This is a genomic window from Sedimentitalea sp. XS_ASV28, assembly GCF_041224545.1.
Lineage (GTDB): Bacteria > Pseudomonadota > Alphaproteobacteria > Rhodobacterales > Rhodobacteraceae > Sedimentitalea.
On sequence record NZ_JBGFGP010000178.1, the window covers coordinates 1 to 14622 of the forward strand.

Consider the following 14622-nt stretch of genomic DNA (forward strand, 5'->3'; position numbering starts at 1 on the left):
GGCGTCGAACTATTCGCGTATCTCAGGGCGACCCTTGAGGTGATCGCCGCCGGTCACACAGCCAGCAAGATCGACGATCTGCTTCCCTGGAACTTCAATCCGTCAAGCTGATCCCGCGTGGGCCGCAGACACCGCTTACGGAAATACTCACAACTCTCTGGTCAATGATCATGACGCTGATTGACCTTGCTCATACGAAAAGAAGATCGAAGAGCTGGTCTATGAGAAGGAAATCATGACCCAAAACGAGGTCAATTTGACTGTTAGCCACCCACACTTCAATCAAGTGTTCGAACACTCAATGAAGGTTCTGGGGAGCCCTTATAATATATGGAAAAATTCCAGTTTTTCCTGGCAACGCGCTGTGCTGAGCTTGATTCTTTTCGAGCCAATCAAGTACAAGAAAAATGAGGGTATCGAACACCAAAAACCACCTTTCCATTCAAGGTTTTAGAGGCGATACGCACCGAAGAATGTGAAATGGTGCCCCCACACGGACTCGAACCGCGGACCTACTGATTACAAATCAGTTGCTCTACCAGCTGAGCTATAGGGGCAAACCGTTGAAAACAGGGGCGTTTCCTTGGCTATCGCGACCCCGAATTTCACTGCCACGCAATTACGATGAAATTGATGGCAAGTGACTCGCGCTCGCTCCCCGTCGTTTAAACGTTTGGTGGTCGAGGTGCAATCCATCATAACTGACTTATAAGCAAAATCTGTACCTGATCACATGTCCGTTTTTAGTGTACCAATGTCGTCAGAATGGGATGTCGTCGTCACTGTCACCCTCCTCGCCCGTTCGCTCCCCGTCGCCACCACCTGGCCAATCCGTATCGAAGAAGTCCGACTTGCTGCGGTTCACCTGCATTGGGATAACGCGCAGGTTCCAATAGACGTGCAAACTGCAGACATTACGCTCAAGCGTATGCGGGCACCTACCCTTCAGAGGGACGATGTGATCGACCTCGAACGGGATACCCCTCCACACCGACCGTTGCTCCGCCTCCGCGAAGATGCGTTCAATGACTAACTTGTGCTCGTCGTCGAGCCAAGGCGCTGCGGCTGGGCATGCACGACGCAAAGCCTCCTTGGCCGATAGCGTCAGCCTGTTTTTTGAAACGGTATCGCGCTTTTGGGTCCATGCCAAAAGGTGGCTCACGGCAGGCATTTCAGTCAACATGATCTAGACAACAGCATAGGCCCGAACGATATCCTGGGTTGGATAGGGCCTCGGATATAATTATCAACTCTGGGTTTGACGAAGTTACAATTGGGCGTCTTATCAAGCTCGCGATTTATGAAACTGGCGGAATTGAAGCCGCAGTAGCACTCTCCGCGATTGTCGCAAAGGCTCGCCTCGCTCGCATGCGGCATAGGTAAGCGCAATAACCGCCCAGCAGCGCGCGATTTTTCGGAGGTCGCTGCGCGTGTCTCGTCGAACTCGTCCGGCAGCGGACACGAGCGCGACGAGAGCACCCGGAATTGACGAGAGCACCCGGAATTTCCGTACCATCCCCGCAGATGGCTGACCTTGATGCTCTGCGGCGCGCGGCATTGGGAAGCGAAGGCGGCACGGATCAAACCGATGCCCAAGTCACCGTGACCCGACGCGTTGCGGCTCTGGCTGATCACCATGTTGCCAGCCGCCGTTGTCTGCGTCATGAACGATCCAAGGTCCTCCTCGATCTCCTGCCGAAGCGGCAGGTCGTGAGCGAACTTCAATTCGCCCGCCGCGAACAGCACGCAAGGTTCTCGATCATCATGGTCTTGCTCGCGTTGACATACCGTCCGGAGCGCCGCCATTCCTGCCCGCCCGTCATCTGGATCGCTACATGCGGGACGGACTGGTCGAATAGCATGTCCGACACGACCCAGCCAATGCTCGTGCCGTCGATCACGAGTCCGACTTGCCATCCAACGGCGCGGCGTTGCGCAGGCGGATCAGATAGTCGCAAACATCGACGTAGGACAGCCGGGTTATCAGCCACCTTGTAGCCAATGTCCGGCGTGTTGAGTGTCGGCCTTGCCTTGGCGAACTCACTCACCATCTAGACATGCGACAGTGGCCGTAGATGTGGCGCAGCAAGCCAGCGACGCCGGACTCGTCGAGTAGCATCTTGCTGCCTTCGTCGTCGATTCTTCTGCGAAGCACTTAGCCGATTGTTGGGCGATGCGCATATCCATGGCTGGCCCGTTTTCGCGTTTTTGTGGTACTGTAATCCCCGGACGTAATCTCCCCAAAACCGCCGTTTGAAAAATCCCCAGCCGTGAGCGGCAGGCCTGATGCCCCAAACAGAGAGTGACAGGGGCAGGCAGGTGAAGAGACTGAGGGAGATTACGTCCGGGGATTACAACGCGTTGTGGCGAACTCTTCCGGGTTTTCTATCTCAGGCTGTTATACGGGCGGTGGAGAAGGCACTGGACGCGGGTTCGCCAACCAAAACCCATATCCTGAACCTGCTGCAGCGAATGGATGATTGCGAGCCGGCAGATCAAGCAGACGTCGATCCACCAAAAGCCCTCGCATTGTAAACAAAACCAGAGGCAACGTAGATCGCTATGATATCTTGAGACAAGCGCCATGCGACATGATCCAGCCGCCCAGGTAGAAACCGGGCGGTTACGAAAGAGCGCATGATCCCGACTCAAAACTAAACTCATGGCTGTTCGATGTAAAAACGACACTTGCCACCTTGGGCGATCCAGATTAAACGCAGCCACCAGACCCCCGCGGAGAGGTGCCGGAGTGGTCGAACGGGGCGGTCTCGAAAACCGTTGACCCTTCACGGGGTCCCAGGGTTCGAATCCCTGTCTCTCCGCCATTTTGCAATCCGGCATGGATTCCCCCCTTAACACTTTGAACAGAAACGAAACCTCCAGGGTTCGAAACCCCTCATTCCGGCAGTAGGCCAGACGGCCATTGAAAGCTGTCCGCCACCATTGACCGGTTGCAGGCCTATGCCGAGGCTGGGGCCGATCTGCTTTACGCCCCGGGTGTTTCGGCGGCGGAGGATATCGGCGCCATCGTCCGCGCCGTCGCGCCCAAACCCGTCAACGTGCTGTTGATCAGCCCGGAGATGCGGGCCGCAGATTTGCAGGTTCTCGGTGTCGCACGCGTCAGCGTCGGCGGCTTCCTCGCCGCGCCGGCCAGAGCGGCTTTCATGGCCGCGGCGGAGGAATTACGCCGGACCGGCAGTCTGCCTGCGGCGAGCTTCGGCTGACAACATGAAAGGGAGGGCTGGCTCATGATGCTATATCTGACTCGCGTCATCGCCTTGTCGATCGCCGCCGATACGCAAGAGACTGACCAAACGGCGGATGATGGTGTCGCACAACACCCGGCGCTCACGCCCACAGCCAAAACCGGCAAGGAACGGCTGGGCGCGAAATGGACGGATGAGCAGCGGGTGAATAATTGCGGTGTTCCGCCCGAAAAGCGGAGCTCCAGACCCCGGCCCGACAGTTGTGCGGGCGATCGCGACGATTGACGGCCCGGCACATGCCGATCTCTGCGCCTATACTGAATACACGCAATCTTCTGGACAGAGCGGTGCGGTTGGAATGGGCCTGCGATCTGGTCCGCGCCGGGCTGGCCGAAATGCAGGTGCTGCCTGGCGGCACTGCCGAATTACGATTGCACACCGGCGAGGTGTTTCACCTCTCGCAACACAGAGTTCACCGCATTGCATAAGCGACCGGATTTGAAAGCAAGCGGCGGAGTGAGCCGGGGAAAAGATGGCTTATATTAGTCTCAGGAACAGAAGAGAGAAAAAAACCATGAACCAAGTCCCGACCGAACAGGACCCCCGCTGGCAAAACGTCCTGAACCGGGATTCGGACGCGGATGGCAGCTTTGTCTTCGCGGTGAAAACCACCGGCATCTATTGTCGCCCGTCCTGCCCGTCGCGCCGGGCCAGACCCGCAAACGTAACCTTTTATGACACTTCGAAGGCCGCCGAGTTGGATGGCTTCCGTCCCTGCCTGCGCTGCAATCCAAAAGGGCAGTCCGCGGCAGCGGCCAATGCCGGGATCATTGCCGAGGCCTGCCGGATCATCGAGGCCTGGGACGACATACCAAAGCTGGATGACCTCGCGGCGCGCATAGGATTCAGCAGCCATTACTTTCACCGCCAGTTCAAGGCGATTACCGGACTGACACCGCGTGAATGGGCGACAGCGCATCGCGCCCGCAAGGTCTGCGCAGAACTGCATGACAAGGAGAACACCGTGACCGAAGCAATCTATGACGCCGGGTTCAACGCGAACAGCCGGTTTTACGAGACATCCGACCAGGTGCTGGGGATGACGCCCACGGCCTACCGCCAGGGCGGCAAGGATACCAACATCCGCTTCGCCGTTGGTGAAAGCGCGCTCGGCGCGATCCTCGTCGCCGAAACCGACAAGGGCATCTGCGCGATCAACATGGGCGATGATCCCGAAGCATTGGTTCATGACCTGCAGGACCGCTTTCCAAAGGCCAACCTGATCGGCGGCGATGCAGACTTCGAGACGCGCGTCGCCCAGGTGGTGGGCTTCGTCGAGGCTCCGCAGATCGGGCTGGACCTGCCGCTCGACATTCGCGGCACCGCGTTCCAGCAGCGTGTCTGGCAGGCTCTGCGCGATATCCCAGTGGGCGAGACCGTCAGCTATACCGACATCGCCCGCAGGATCGGCGCGCCGAAATCGGTTCGCGCCGTGGCGCAGGCCTGCGCAGCCAACAAGATCGCCGTGGCGATCCCCTGCCACCGCGTGGTGCGCAGCGATGGCGATCTCTCCGGCTATCGCTGGGGGATCGAACGCAAACGTGCCCTTCTGGAAAAGGAATCCGCCGCATGAACGTCATAAGGGACTTCATCCCGACCAAGGCCGTGGTCGAATCCGCCGAGGAACGTCTGTCCGCCTATGATTGGGACACATTTGCTGATGAGATGAACGGCTTTGGCTGTGCGACATTGAAAGGCGTGCTGAGGTCGCAGTAATGCCGCGACCTTGCGGCGCTCTATCCGCAGGAGCAGCATTTCCGCAGCCATATCCACATGGCGCGACACGGCTTCGGCAAGGGCGAGTACCGCTATTTCAAATATCCGCTGCCGGACCTGCTGGGCGGGTTGCGCACGGCGCTGTGGCCCCGGCTGGTCGGCATCGCCAATAGCTGGAACGAACGTATGGGTGTCGATCGGCGCTATCCCGAAGCGCATGCAGATTTTCTGCGCCAATGCCACGATGCCGGGCAGACGCGCCCGACGCCCCTGCTGCTGCAATACGAAGCGGGAGACTTCAACTGTCTGCACCAGGATCTCTACGGCGATCTGGCCTTCCCGCTTCAGGTGGCGTTCCTGCTGTCGGAACCGGGCCGCGACTTTACCGGCGGCGAGTTCGTGCTGACCGAACAGCGCCCCCGCATGCAAAGCCGCGCCGAGGTGGTGCCGCTCCACCAGGGCGACGCCGTGGTCTTCGCCGTCCACAACCGACCGGTGCAGGGCACACGCGGTGCCTACCGCGTGAACCTGCGCCATGGCGTCAGCCGCCTGCGCAGCGGCCAGCGCCATACAGTCGGGATCATTTTCCATGATGCGAAATGATCTATGCAATGAAGGCATCAGTCTGGATTTCGCACCGCGATTTTCGCCCGATTCACGAATGTCAGGAATGACAGTCTCCACTGCCGTATCAAGCGGCTGAACCTGTTCGTTACGGCAGGACAGGTGAGCGACTACGTCATGGTTTTCCTTTCCAGATTACTCAGCCGCGTCGGCGGGATTGCTGTTGAAGATGTCGGCAATGACCTTCCAGTCGCCGTCGATCTTCTGCCAGACGAGGACATATTTGCCGGTATCGGTAATCGCGCCTTGCGGCAGTGTGGCGGCAAAATCATAGCTGCCGCGATCATGGGCCAGATCGCCCGAGGATGAGACGACCAGCTGCTGCGGCGTCAGGCTGAAATCGAAGCCGTCCAGCGTAAGCTGGCGCGCCCAGCGGGCCTCAATGGCCTTGGCGCCTTCCACGACAGGCTCGCCCGGTGCCATCAGCACAGCGTTTTCAGCGTAGAGCGTGCCAATTGCCGCACTGTCCTTTTCAGCGATCAGTTCCGCCCATTCCTTATGGATAGCCTGTATGGCCTGAGCGTCAGTGCGTTCTTCGGTTGCTGTTTCATTTTGCGCAATGGCCGTGTTCAAGGTGAGGGGGGACAGCGCCAATGCGGCGGCAAACATAATGTTGGATTTCATCTCTGTTTCCTAACTTTGGGGTAAATTGGCTCCCCCGGATGCCGGGGGAGCAGAAAATCAAGGCTTCAGATATAGCTTGCCCTTGGCTCGGCGGTTCTCCAGATCGGCATGGGCCTCCGCCGCGCCGTCCAGCGGGTATTCGGTGGCGCTTTCCAGCTTCAGCCAGCCCTCCTGAATGCCCGTCACGACATCGGCAGCGCGCTTGCGCAACTCGGCCGGATCGGCGACGAAGCTGAAGACAGAGCCACCCGCCAGCCGCAGCGCCTTGGGCGTCAGCACGGTCGGTTCAATCGCGGGGATCGGACCGGAGGCCGCGCCGATGGCAACGACCGTGCCGCCTCGGCGCAACGATCCGATCGTGTTCATCAGGGTCTTTTCACCCAGCCCGTCAAAGGCCAGATCGACACCTTCCCCATTGGTCAGCGCAAGCACATGATCCTTGAAGTCATAATCGCGGCCATAGACGACCACCTCATCGGCACCCAGCGCGCGGACGGCTTCCGCCTTTTCCTCGGTCGAGACGGTACCGACGACCCAGGCGCCCAGATGTTTCAGCCACTGCACCAGCAATTGCCCGACCCCACCCGAGGCGGCATGGACCAGAACCCGGTGACCCGGCTTCACATCGCGATATTCATGGACCAGATAATGCGCGGTCAGCGCCTGAAATATCAGGCCTTGGCTGAGGGTGAAATCATCCGGCACCGGCACGATCCGCTCGGGCGAGATCACCACCTGACTCGCGTAAGACCCGCGCCCGTCCATCCAGGCCACGCGGGAGCCGACCTTGATATCGTCGGTCTCGTTGATGCCGGCGCCCAGTTCGCGAACCCGCCCCACGCCCTCAAGGCCTGGAACCAGCGGCAGTTCGACCTTGTGAACGGCCGAGGTTCCGCTGCGCTGCGTCACATCCAGAAAATTGATCCCGGCGGCTTCCACGTCGATCAGTACCTCGCCCGGCCCCGCCTTCAGGTCGGCAGCCGTTTCCACGACCAGATTTTCCGGGCCGCCAAATTTATTCAAAACCACTTCCTGCATCTCTTGCTCCTTCGCATGTCGATTTCGGTTGGCATGAAGGTAGGCCGAAAGCATTATGATAGTTAGCCACACTGTCTTTCATGAACCTGTGAGAATAATTCAGTAATGCCGTCCGGTCCGCACAGCGACATCTCTTCCTTCCTTGCCGTAGCGAAAGAGCGCAGCTTTACGAAAGCGGCGGCCCGGCTGGGGATGACGCCCTCTGCTCTCAGTCATGCCGTGCGTAATCTGGAAGAGCGGCTGGGGATCCGGCTTCTGAACCGAACCACCCGTAATGTTGCGCCGACCGAAGCGGGCGAGCAACTGATCCAGTCGGTTGGGCCGCTCTTCGAGCAGATCGATATCGAACTGGACAATCTCGGCGATCTGCGCGACCGGCCCGGCGGCAAGGTGCGCATCACCTGCAATGATTATGTGATCGAGACGATCTTCCGCCCAAAACTGCAGGACTTTCTGGAGACATACCCGGAAATCGAGGTCGAATTCTCGATCAACTACGGCTTCACCGACATTATCGAGGACAGCTTTGACGCTGGTGTCCGTTTGGGTGATGCGGTCAGCAAGGACATGATCGCCATGCGGATCGGCCCGGATTTCCGGTTCCTCGTGGTCGGCGCACCTTCATATTTCGACCGGCATCCCAGCCCCGAGACACCCCACGACCTCACCGGGCTGCCCTGCATCAATCTGCGCTCGGTGACCGCAGGCTCGTTCTTTCCGTGGAGTTTCGTGAAGGACGGCAAGGAAATCAATGTCCGCGTAGAAGGTCAGCTTGCATTCAACAGCGTGTTGCCGATCCTGAACTCAGCACTCGAAGGCGCCGGTCTGGCCTATCTGCCCGAAGACCTTGCCGCACCGCATCTTGAAAGCGGTGCTTTGATCGCGGTGATGGAGGAGTGGTGCCCCTATGGGCCGGGCTACCACCTCTACTACCCCAACCGACGGCTTGCCGCGCGCAGCTTTTCAGTCTTTCGAGAGTCGATGCGGTACCGGGGGTAACATCGGCCTAGGTCGGCCCACTCCGCGTCCAAGGTCGGCTCTGAGCCCAAGAGGAATTCGTCATTTGCGCCGCGTGGACCACGTAATCGCAGCCTGTTCAGGCCAAGGGGCCGTGTGAGGTGGGCGAAGAACATCTCGACCTTCTTCCGCAGCTTCACCGAGATGAGGTATTGGTCGGTTTTAGCGATGTCGCGGGCGACCTGGCGGGCGTCTTCATATTCCTCGCGGGTGGTCTTGCGGACATCCGCGTTCGTGCATCATGTCACCTTGGAAGGACAGGCCTGACGGACCTCTTTGGAGGCGCGACAGCGGGCCATTCCCTTGCCTGCCGGACCCCGGTTGGGGTCGGGTTTCGGCGGAATTGCTTCAGCTCGTGCCCCTCGGGCAAATGTATTGATCGTTGTCGGCATCCCACTCGAAGTCGGCGCGAGTCCAGGTCCCGTCACTGCGCCCTGTTTTGTCGAAGACCGGGATGTGCGGGGCGATTTACGCTCGACCAGCCAGCCCAGAATCGGCGCCGTGCCGTAGGTGGTATCAGCGATCAGGCGCTCGTGTTCCAAATCAACTGACAACGGACACGCCGGATTCATCTTGGTCAAATCTGTCCACACGCTCTATCGTTACGCCGTGATATGGACGATATGTGCCCTCTTTCTTCAAAATTTGCGTTAAGGAAGGCTTTAGAGGGCTATGGAGTAGACATAGTTCTCATCGCTATCCCGCATGCCCCGTCATTTTGCAACCCAGCACGATTTCTTCCCTTAACATTTTGAAAAGAAACGAAACCCCCCGGGTTAGAAACTCCTCATTCCGGCGGTAGGCAAAGCGGTCTGTAAAAGCCAGCCTGAGCACGAGTCGCTGCAGGTCGAAACGACCTGTTTCCCAGACTTTCCAAAGGCTTGTGGGAAAGCAGATCGCGAGTTCGAACATTTTCTCGAAGGTTGCTTTCGGATTGCCTGTTGCTTTCGCCTTTTCAGCGAGCAGCAGTTTTTCCTGTTCGATAGGCCCGATCTTCTTTTCATACGCCTTTTGATGACCGTGCTGGTCTCCGCCTCCACGAGACGGGAGAGCAGCGCCTCGATAGGCCGGAAATCTGACTGCGCATTTGAATTCAATCGGACCGTTGCCAGTTGGAAGCCCTGATCAGCGTCACCCTGTTTTGCGCCACATGCCGCAAATTCGTCAAAACAAGCCTGAAACCGGCAGGTGATTCCTGCGCCACGGCCCAAGCGAAGGACGCGGCCAGCAATCTTGCGGGCCGCGTCGGGAGTGCGGGTTATCTAATCTGTTCGGATACTGTCATCCCCAAGCGGGGTCGCCCGAGGTTCAGGATTTGGTCGTCGCCGTGACGGACGGTGCAGGTTTTGTGGCCGGTTTGGCTGTCGCGCGCGCCGATTGGGGTGCGGTTTTTGCGGCGGGCTTCGGGGTCGTCTTGGCGGCGGGTGTCGAGGTAGCTTTTACAGCAGGTTGCGATGCTACCCCGGCGGTTGGTTTCGGCGCAGCCTTCGCAGTGGGCTTCGGTGATACCTCGGCAGCCGGTTTCGCTGCAGCCTTCGCGGGAGATTTCGTTGCGGATGCTGGTGCCGGAGTGTCTTTTGCAGCAGGCTTCGGAGCCGACTTGGCGGCGGGTGCCTGCGCGGCTTTCACCGCCGGAGCCGCTTTTGCCGCGGGCTTCGGGGCCGCCTTGGCTGTTGGTTTCGGCACAGCCTTCGTAGCGGGTTTCGGCGCGGTCCTGGCAGTCGGCTTCGGCGCGATGCTGGTCGCCGGCTTAGGTGCCGACTTGACGGCGCGCGTATTCGCGAATGCCGCGCTCTGCATGGCACGAAGCGGCGCCATCTGTGCCTGAAGGGCGGTGCGGGTCATCATCTCGACGAGCTTGAGGTTGTTGCAAAAAATCTGGCTGGTCATCCGTGCATAAGCAGCCTGTACTTCCAGCGCGTTCGGCAAAGGGGTCATTCTTGTGTTACTCCGTTCAATCATGTTCAGGCGCGGGTCACACGCCGGCCAAAGACCAGCGGACCACGATCTTCCAATCGTTCACGATTGGCGCTGGCCTTGCTCGAAATTGGCTTCAGTGTTTCCCGAAACACCTTGTGGGGGCTGCGTCCGGACATCATAGCAAAGGTTCCGCTCAGGGCCGCCTCGGTAAAGACCGGAACCTTTTCACCGACCATTGTCTGGCTTTCACCTTCCGGCAATGACCAGACGCCGGAAAGCCCCAGCAAACGCATGGTGAGCACACACTGGGCATCCGCCATGAGCCTGGTCACGGCTACCCAAGTGTCGGCCATGTCGCCAAAGCGGTCGATGGCGTGGTTCATCTGCTCTTGCCTCCGGCGGGCCCTTCCCGGAAATCCCGGGATGGATTCAGCCCTGCTTCCGCCGTTCATACACGAGAAATGCGCGCATTGCAGCAATGAATGCTGCGATGCGGCGTAATCGCGCGTGCCCGGCGGTAAGTGACAGAAGTCAATGCCGAATTTCAAGCGGGAATGCGCCGACGGCGGCACAAATCCATTTCATTCACCGACAGGGAATCAGCCGGGATGAACCAGCGTGCCAAACAACCGGGGATCGAGGCTTTGCGCCGCGAAAAGCTCGCCTTCGGTCAGGATGCTGACCGCATCATGGCTGTGCAGGCTCTCCTGGTGACTGGCGACAACGCGGAAATCGCGAATGCGATGATCCGCCTTGAGCTGCTCGCAAAACAATCGTGCGGCATCTTCGACAAAAATCGGGTTGGCCGCGTTCAACTCTGCAAAGGCCTGCTCGTCCTCGCGCTTTACCATGACCTGTGTTTCGGTCGGAACGGCACGGCGGCAGGCGTCGATCAAATCCTCGAACCACAGGCAGCCCGCATCCCGTTCGACCTCGACCGAAATCCGCGCCACGGATCGCTGGGAATGCGGGGTGGCAAGCTGACCGCGCAGGGCGCGGGCATGTTCCGAAAGCTCCAGAGAACAAGGACAGGTCGAGGAATAGACATAGTCCAGATGCATGATCTTCTTGCGTACACCCGCGGTTTCGACAAGTTCGAGCGCGATGTCGTAATACTGGAAACCGGACAAACCCGATCGCAGGCTCTCGACCCGCGTGGGAAAGGAGAACCGCATCTGTATCCGTGCATCCAGACTGTCGAGATCGGTCATGTAATCATCAAGCGCCGCTTCGATGACCTCAAAGCTGAAGGTCCGCTCGGAATGCTTGTAGAAGCTGCGCATGATGCGCGACATGTTGATGCCCTTCTTGCCGGCATCAAGGCTCACGGTGCCGGTGACCGAGGTCTCCAGCGTCAGATCACCGTCCTGCCTGGTGTGAAAGCGGATAGGAAGGCGGAAATTGCTGATGCCCACATGCTGAATCTGTTGCTGCGATCCGCGAATGAGGCTGGACGGGCCATTCTGCAGGTCGGGCATCGACGCCTTGTAGGCCGCATCGACCGTGAAATCCTCCGGATAGTCGCGCGACAGAGACGGATAGTTCAGCCCCGATTCGGGCAGCAGACGCGCAACCGCAGGATCAAGCGCCAGTATCTCAGCCTCGCTCGCGCGACGTGCCCATGCGCGCAAAACATCGAGCGCTGCCTTGGCTTCGCTGTCATCCGGGCCTTTTTCGACGTCCGGCGTATGGATGTTCATCTTGCGCTCCTGTCCTGCCCTGCCGGGCGGTTGTGCAGCCTTCAACATAGTTTGTTGACGTCCGTATTTCCATTGCCACCTTTGACTACGCGAAAAACACCGTGGCGGATCATTCACGGTGGCGTGTCCGATGCCGATGCAGAGGTCGGAATCAGGGCGGGACGTCGCGCAAGACTTCGCCCGGGCGACTGATCCGCGGGCGCGGCGTATTCAGCGTATCGAAACACCCGTCATGCCAGGCGGCAAAATCGGCGCGGCGATCCACCCTTCTGATTGATCGCTTGCTCGCGCCTTGCGACGGATCCGGACCGACGTCGCCTAGCCTGCAGCCGTCAGCGCCTGCCGCAGATCGGCGATCAGGTCATCGGTATCCTCGATCCCCACCGAAAACCGGATCAGGCCCGGCGTGATGCCGAGTTCCGCACGCTGATCTTCGCTCAACCTCTGATGCGTGGTCGTGGCCGGGTGGGTCACGATCGATTTCGCATCCCCGAGATTGTTGGAAATCTTCGGGATGCGCAGCGCGTTGAGAAAGCGGAATGCCGCCGCCTGGCTCCCCTTGAGATCAAGCGACACAACCGTACCGCCCTTGCCCATCTGCGACAGGCACAGATCATGCTGCGCGTGCGATGGATGCCCTGGATACAGCACTCGCGCCAGACCATCGTGACCTTGCAGCGCATCGGCAATTGCCAGCGCCGAGGCCGCCTGCGCATTGACCCGGAGCGACATGGTCTCCAGCCCCTTGAGCATGATCCAGGCGCTGAACGGACTCATCGCTCCGCCCGTATGTTTCATATAGGGCTCAACCGTCTTGCGAATGAACGAACGGGTGCCGAGGATGATCCCGCCAAGCGCCCGACCCTGACCGTCGATATGCTTGGTCGCGGAATAGACCACCACGTCCGCGCCCTGTTCGATCGCGCGCGAGAACACCGGCGTCGCAAACACATTGTCGACCAGAACAGTTGCACCGACCGCATGCGCCAGGGCACTGACCGCCGAGATATCGATCACTTCCAGCGTTGGATTGGACACCGACTCAAAGAACACCGCGCGCGTGTCCGGGCGGATTGCCGCCTTCCATTGCTCCAGATCGGTGCCATCAACGAATGTCACCTCGACGCCGAAACGGCTGAGGACATCTTCAAGCACGTAGAGACAAGATCCGAACAGCGCACGCGCCGACACCACGTGATCTCCCGCCTTGAGCATCGCGGTCAGCGCACCCGAAACCGCCGCCATCCCCGAGGCCGCGGCAAACGCGTCCTCGGCCCCTTCCAGCGCCGCGATCCGTTCCTCGAACATGCGCACCGTCGGGTTGCCATAGCGCGCATAGATGAATTCATCCTCGCCAGCCTCGATGAACCGCGCCTCCGCGGCTTCGGCGCTGTCGTAGACGAAGCCCTGCGTCAAGAAGATCGCTTCGCTCACTTCGCCATACTGACTGCGCCGCGTTCCGCCGTGAACCGCCGTCGTGCGCTTGTTCCAGATCTTGGTCATATCACCCTCTTGTCCAAGTGGGGGCACATAGAAATGGCCCCGATCGCGGTCAAGCGAAAGGAGCCTTTCATCCTGACCTTTTAGCGGTGTTGTTTATCGTGGCCCGCAATCCGGTAACAAATCGCCACGTCGCATGATGGTCCCATAGCCTGACCACGCGCTGCGGGTCAAGCCATTGTGAGCCCGCCGTTACGGTTCCGTAACACGTCCTTCATCATTGTCACCTAGCGTCAAGGCAAGCTGACGACACATCATCTTGTATGAGACCGGAGCGATGGCGATCATTCGACTGAATGCAGGGGACGAGGAATGCGGGTTGCACGGCTCGCCGCAATCCCTCGCCAGTGTCCTCGGCCGGGAAGCGGATGGGGCCGGCCCGGTGGTCGTGATGATCCACGGGTTCGGCTACGAGCCCGGCAGCCTTCGCCATTGTCCGCACCGTCACATCCTGAGTCTTGACCCCGAACCCCTGCCCAGGATCGCGCCAAGCTGGCCGCGCGGGCTGGGCCTTGGCGACACCGCACCAGACGCCGGCCTCGGGCTGGCTCTCGGCTGGAGCGCGCGCGGGTCGATCTGGGGGGCGCGGCGTCGCGCCGCCGGTGCGGGCCGGGCGCTGGCCAGCACGCTGAGGCTGCTCAGGAAACGCGCGCCGCATCGTCGGGTGCATATCATGGCACATTCCATGGGGATCGAGGTGGCCGCCGAGGCCCTGCACCACCTGCCGCAAGGCGCGGTGGATCGCATCATTTCGATGACCGGTGCCTGCTATCAGTCCCGGATGCTTGACGCCCTGCAAACCGAGGCCGGGCGTACCGCCAGCTTCATCAATGTCACCAGCCGCGAGAATGACATCTACGATTGCCTATACGAGCGTCTGATCGCACCGCCACGGCACGACGACCGCACTCTGGGTCAGGGGCTGAACGCCGAAAACGCAGTGACACTGCAACTGGATTGCGCCGACACGCTGACGCACCTGTCCCGCCTCGGGGCCCGGATCGCGCCGCCGGCCCGGCGCATCTGTCACTGGTCGAGCTACATGCGCCCCGGGATACTCGATTTCTATGCCGATCTGATGCGCCGCCCCGCGATCCTGACGCTCGATCGCCTGCGCGCCGGGTTGCCGGCACGCCCGGCAAGACGCTGGTCACGGATATGCCCGCGACCCCGATTGCCGCAACCGGTAATGTTCAAACAGACGTCCACCTGATCGC

Annotated in this window: 16 protein-coding genes, 2 tRNA genes, 1 pseudogene and 1 riboswitch; of the genes and pseudogenes, 9 read left to right on the forward strand and 10 right to left on the reverse strand. The window is 59.9% G+C overall.

The genetic code is table 11. The features are described 5' to 3' along the window. Nucleotides 1-111, forward strand: a 111-nt coding sequence (locus AB9K34_RS23955; RefSeq protein WP_369957413.1) for a transposase domain-containing protein, incomplete at its 5' end; no start/stop codon positions are given. 370 nt (nucleotides 112-481) lie between these two features. On the opposite strand, the gene AB9K34_RS23960 is transcribed toward AB9K34_RS23955, so the two are convergent. The 3 genes from AB9K34_RS23960 to AB9K34_RS23970 form a co-directional block, all read right to left on the reverse strand. Then, nucleotides 482-557 (reverse strand) — tRNA-Thr (locus AB9K34_RS23960). 203 nt (nucleotides 558-760) lie between these two features. After that, nucleotides 761-1183, reverse strand: a complete 423-nt coding sequence (locus tag AB9K34_RS23965; RefSeq protein ID WP_369957281.1) for a hypothetical protein — start codon at nucleotides 1181-1183, stop codon at nucleotides 761-763. After that, nucleotides 1177-1806, reverse strand: coding sequence for a hypothetical protein (locus AB9K34_RS23970; protein WP_369957283.1), 630 nt, complete (start codon nucleotides 1804-1806; stop codon nucleotides 1177-1179). The genes AB9K34_RS23965 and AB9K34_RS23970 overlap by 7 nt, the downstream gene beginning before the upstream one ends. Before the next feature lie 929 nt (nucleotides 1807-2735). On the opposite strand from AB9K34_RS23970, the gene AB9K34_RS23975 reads away from it, so the two are divergent. From AB9K34_RS23975 to AB9K34_RS24000, 6 genes are all read left to right on the forward strand, one after another. Continuing rightward, nucleotides 2736-2825, forward strand: a tRNA-Ser gene (locus AB9K34_RS23975). A gap of 117 nt (nucleotides 2826-2942) precedes the next feature. Beyond that, nucleotides 2943-3224 carry an isocitrate lyase/phosphoenolpyruvate mutase family protein gene (locus tag AB9K34_RS23980; protein WP_369957414.1) on the forward strand — a complete coding sequence of 94 codons (282 nt, stop codon included), beginning with the start codon at nucleotides 2943-2945 and terminating at the stop codon, nucleotides 3222-3224. A gap of 24 nt (nucleotides 3225-3248) precedes the next feature. Beyond that, nucleotides 3249-3491, forward strand: coding sequence for a hypothetical protein (locus AB9K34_RS23985; protein WP_369957285.1), 243 nt, complete (start codon nucleotides 3249-3251; stop codon nucleotides 3489-3491). 289 nt (nucleotides 3492-3780) lie between these two features. After that, a complete protein-coding gene (gene ada, locus AB9K34_RS23990) occupies nucleotides 3781-4839 on the forward strand; it encodes a bifunctional DNA-binding transcriptional regulator/O6-methylguanine-DNA methyltransferase Ada (RefSeq protein WP_369957287.1) in 1059 nt (352 codons plus the stop codon). Then, nucleotides 4836-4982, forward strand: coding sequence for a hypothetical protein (locus AB9K34_RS23995; protein ID WP_369957288.1), 147 nt, complete (start codon nucleotides 4836-4838; stop codon nucleotides 4980-4982). Before ada ends, AB9K34_RS23995 begins: the two co-directional genes overlap by 4 nt. A 57-nt stretch (nucleotides 4983-5039) precedes the next feature. Next, nucleotides 5040-5585 (forward strand): 2OG-Fe(II) oxygenase, encoded by a 546-nt coding sequence (locus tag AB9K34_RS24000; protein ID WP_369957289.1) that lies wholly within the window; start codon nucleotides 5040-5042, stop codon nucleotides 5583-5585. 156 nt (nucleotides 5586-5741) lie between these two features. Here AB9K34_RS24000 and AB9K34_RS24005 read toward each other — a convergent pair whose 3' ends face one another. Both AB9K34_RS24005 and AB9K34_RS24010 read right to left on the reverse strand, forming a co-directional pair. Further along, nucleotides 5742-6215 (reverse strand): DUF4440 domain-containing protein, encoded by a 474-nt coding sequence (locus AB9K34_RS24005; protein ID WP_369957290.1) that lies wholly within the window; start codon nucleotides 6213-6215, stop codon nucleotides 5742-5744. Nucleotides 6216-6287: 72 nt separating this feature from the next. Further along, nucleotides 6288-7268 carry a quinone oxidoreductase gene (locus tag AB9K34_RS24010; RefSeq protein ID WP_369957291.1) on the reverse strand — a complete coding sequence of 327 codons (981 nt, stop codon included), beginning with the start codon at nucleotides 7266-7268 and terminating at the stop codon, nucleotides 6288-6290. 105 nt (nucleotides 7269-7373) lie between these two features. On the opposite strand from AB9K34_RS24010, the gene AB9K34_RS24015 reads away from it, so the two are divergent. Next, a complete protein-coding gene (locus AB9K34_RS24015; RefSeq protein ID WP_369957292.1) occupies nucleotides 7374-8267 on the forward strand; it encodes a LysR family transcriptional regulator in 894 nt (297 codons plus the stop codon). Nucleotides 8268-8308: 41 nt separating this feature from the next. Here the strand turns inward: AB9K34_RS24015 and AB9K34_RS24020 are convergent. From AB9K34_RS24020 to metZ, 5 genes and pseudogenes are all read right to left on the reverse strand, one after another. Further along, a pseudogene (locus tag AB9K34_RS24020) lies at nucleotides 8309-8830 on the reverse strand (transposase); the annotation flags it as partial. A gap of 763 nt (nucleotides 8831-9593) precedes the next feature. Then, nucleotides 9594-10223, reverse strand: a complete 630-nt coding sequence (locus AB9K34_RS24025; RefSeq protein WP_369957293.1) for a hypothetical protein — start codon at nucleotides 10221-10223, stop codon at nucleotides 9594-9596. 26 nt (nucleotides 10224-10249) lie between these two features. After that, nucleotides 10250-10588, reverse strand: coding sequence for an antifreeze protein (locus AB9K34_RS24030; protein WP_369957294.1), 339 nt, complete (start codon nucleotides 10586-10588; stop codon nucleotides 10250-10252). Nucleotides 10589-10804: 216 nt separating this feature from the next. Beyond that, on the reverse strand, nucleotides 10805-11905 hold the full coding sequence (gene folE2 / locus AB9K34_RS24035) for a GTP cyclohydrolase FolE2 (RefSeq protein ID WP_369957295.1): 1101 nt from the start codon (nucleotides 11903-11905) through the stop codon (nucleotides 10805-10807). A 318-nt stretch (nucleotides 11906-12223) separates the two neighbouring features. Then, a complete protein-coding gene (gene metZ / locus AB9K34_RS24040) occupies nucleotides 12224-13408 on the reverse strand; it encodes an O-succinylhomoserine sulfhydrylase (protein ID WP_369957296.1) in 1185 nt (394 codons plus the stop codon). Nucleotides 13409-13468: 60 nt separating this feature from the next. Continuing rightward, nucleotides 13469-13546, reverse strand: a riboswitch (SAM riboswitch). 136 nt (nucleotides 13547-13682) lie between these two features. Here metZ and AB9K34_RS24045 point away from each other — a divergent pair. After that, nucleotides 13683-14618 carry an alpha/beta hydrolase gene (locus AB9K34_RS24045; protein WP_369957297.1) on the forward strand — a complete coding sequence of 312 codons (936 nt, stop codon included), beginning with the start codon at nucleotides 13683-13685 and terminating at the stop codon, nucleotides 14616-14618. The last annotated feature ends 4 nt before the right edge of the window (nucleotides 14619-14622 follow it).

Excerpts from the sequence above, each read along its gene's own strand:
- AB9K34_RS24010 (WP_369957291.1), bottom strand. The coding sequence starts at position 7,268 with ATGCAGGAAGTGGTTTTGAATAAATTTGGCGGCCCGGAAAATCTGGTC.
- ada (WP_369957287.1), top strand. The coding sequence starts at position 3,781 with ATGAACCAAGTCCCGACCGAACAGGACCCCCGCTGGCAAAACGTCCTG.
- AB9K34_RS24015 (WP_369957292.1), top strand. The coding sequence starts at position 7,374 with ATGCCGTCCGGTCCGCACAGCGACATCTCTTCCTTCCTTGCCGTAGCG.
- folE2 (WP_369957295.1), bottom strand. The coding sequence starts at position 11,905 with ATGAACATCCATACGCCGGACGTCGAAAAAGGCCCGGATGACAGCGAA.
- AB9K34_RS24005 (WP_369957290.1), bottom strand. The coding sequence starts at position 6,215 with ATGTTTGCCGCCGCATTGGCGCTGTCCCCCCTCACCTTGAACACGGCC.
- AB9K34_RS23985 (WP_369957285.1), top strand. The coding sequence starts at position 3,249 with ATGATGCTATATCTGACTCGCGTCATCGCCTTGTCGATCGCCGCCGAT.
- AB9K34_RS24000 (WP_369957289.1), top strand. The coding sequence starts at position 5,040 with ATGGCGCGACACGGCTTCGGCAAGGGCGAGTACCGCTATTTCAAATAT.
- AB9K34_RS23965 (WP_369957281.1), bottom strand. The coding sequence starts at position 1,183 with ATGTTGACTGAAATGCCTGCCGTGAGCCACCTTTTGGCATGGACCCAA.
- AB9K34_RS24030 (WP_369957294.1), bottom strand. The coding sequence starts at position 10,588 with ATGAACCACGCCATCGACCGCTTTGGCGACATGGCCGACACTTGGGTA.
- AB9K34_RS24045 (WP_369957297.1), top strand. The coding sequence starts at position 13,683 with ATGGCGATCATTCGACTGAATGCAGGGGACGAGGAATGCGGGTTGCAC.
- AB9K34_RS24025 (WP_369957293.1), bottom strand. The coding sequence starts at position 10,223 with ATGACCCCTTTGCCGAACGCGCTGGAAGTACAGGCTGCTTATGCACGG.
- AB9K34_RS23995 (WP_369957288.1), top strand. The coding sequence starts at position 4,836 with ATGAACGTCATAAGGGACTTCATCCCGACCAAGGCCGTGGTCGAATCC.
- metZ (WP_369957296.1), bottom strand. The coding sequence starts at position 13,408 with ATGACCAAGATCTGGAACAAGCGCACGACGGCGGTTCACGGCGGAACG.
- AB9K34_RS23970 (WP_369957283.1), bottom strand. The coding sequence starts at position 1,806 with ATGGCGGCGCTCCGGACGGTATGTCAACGCGAGCAAGACCATGATGAT.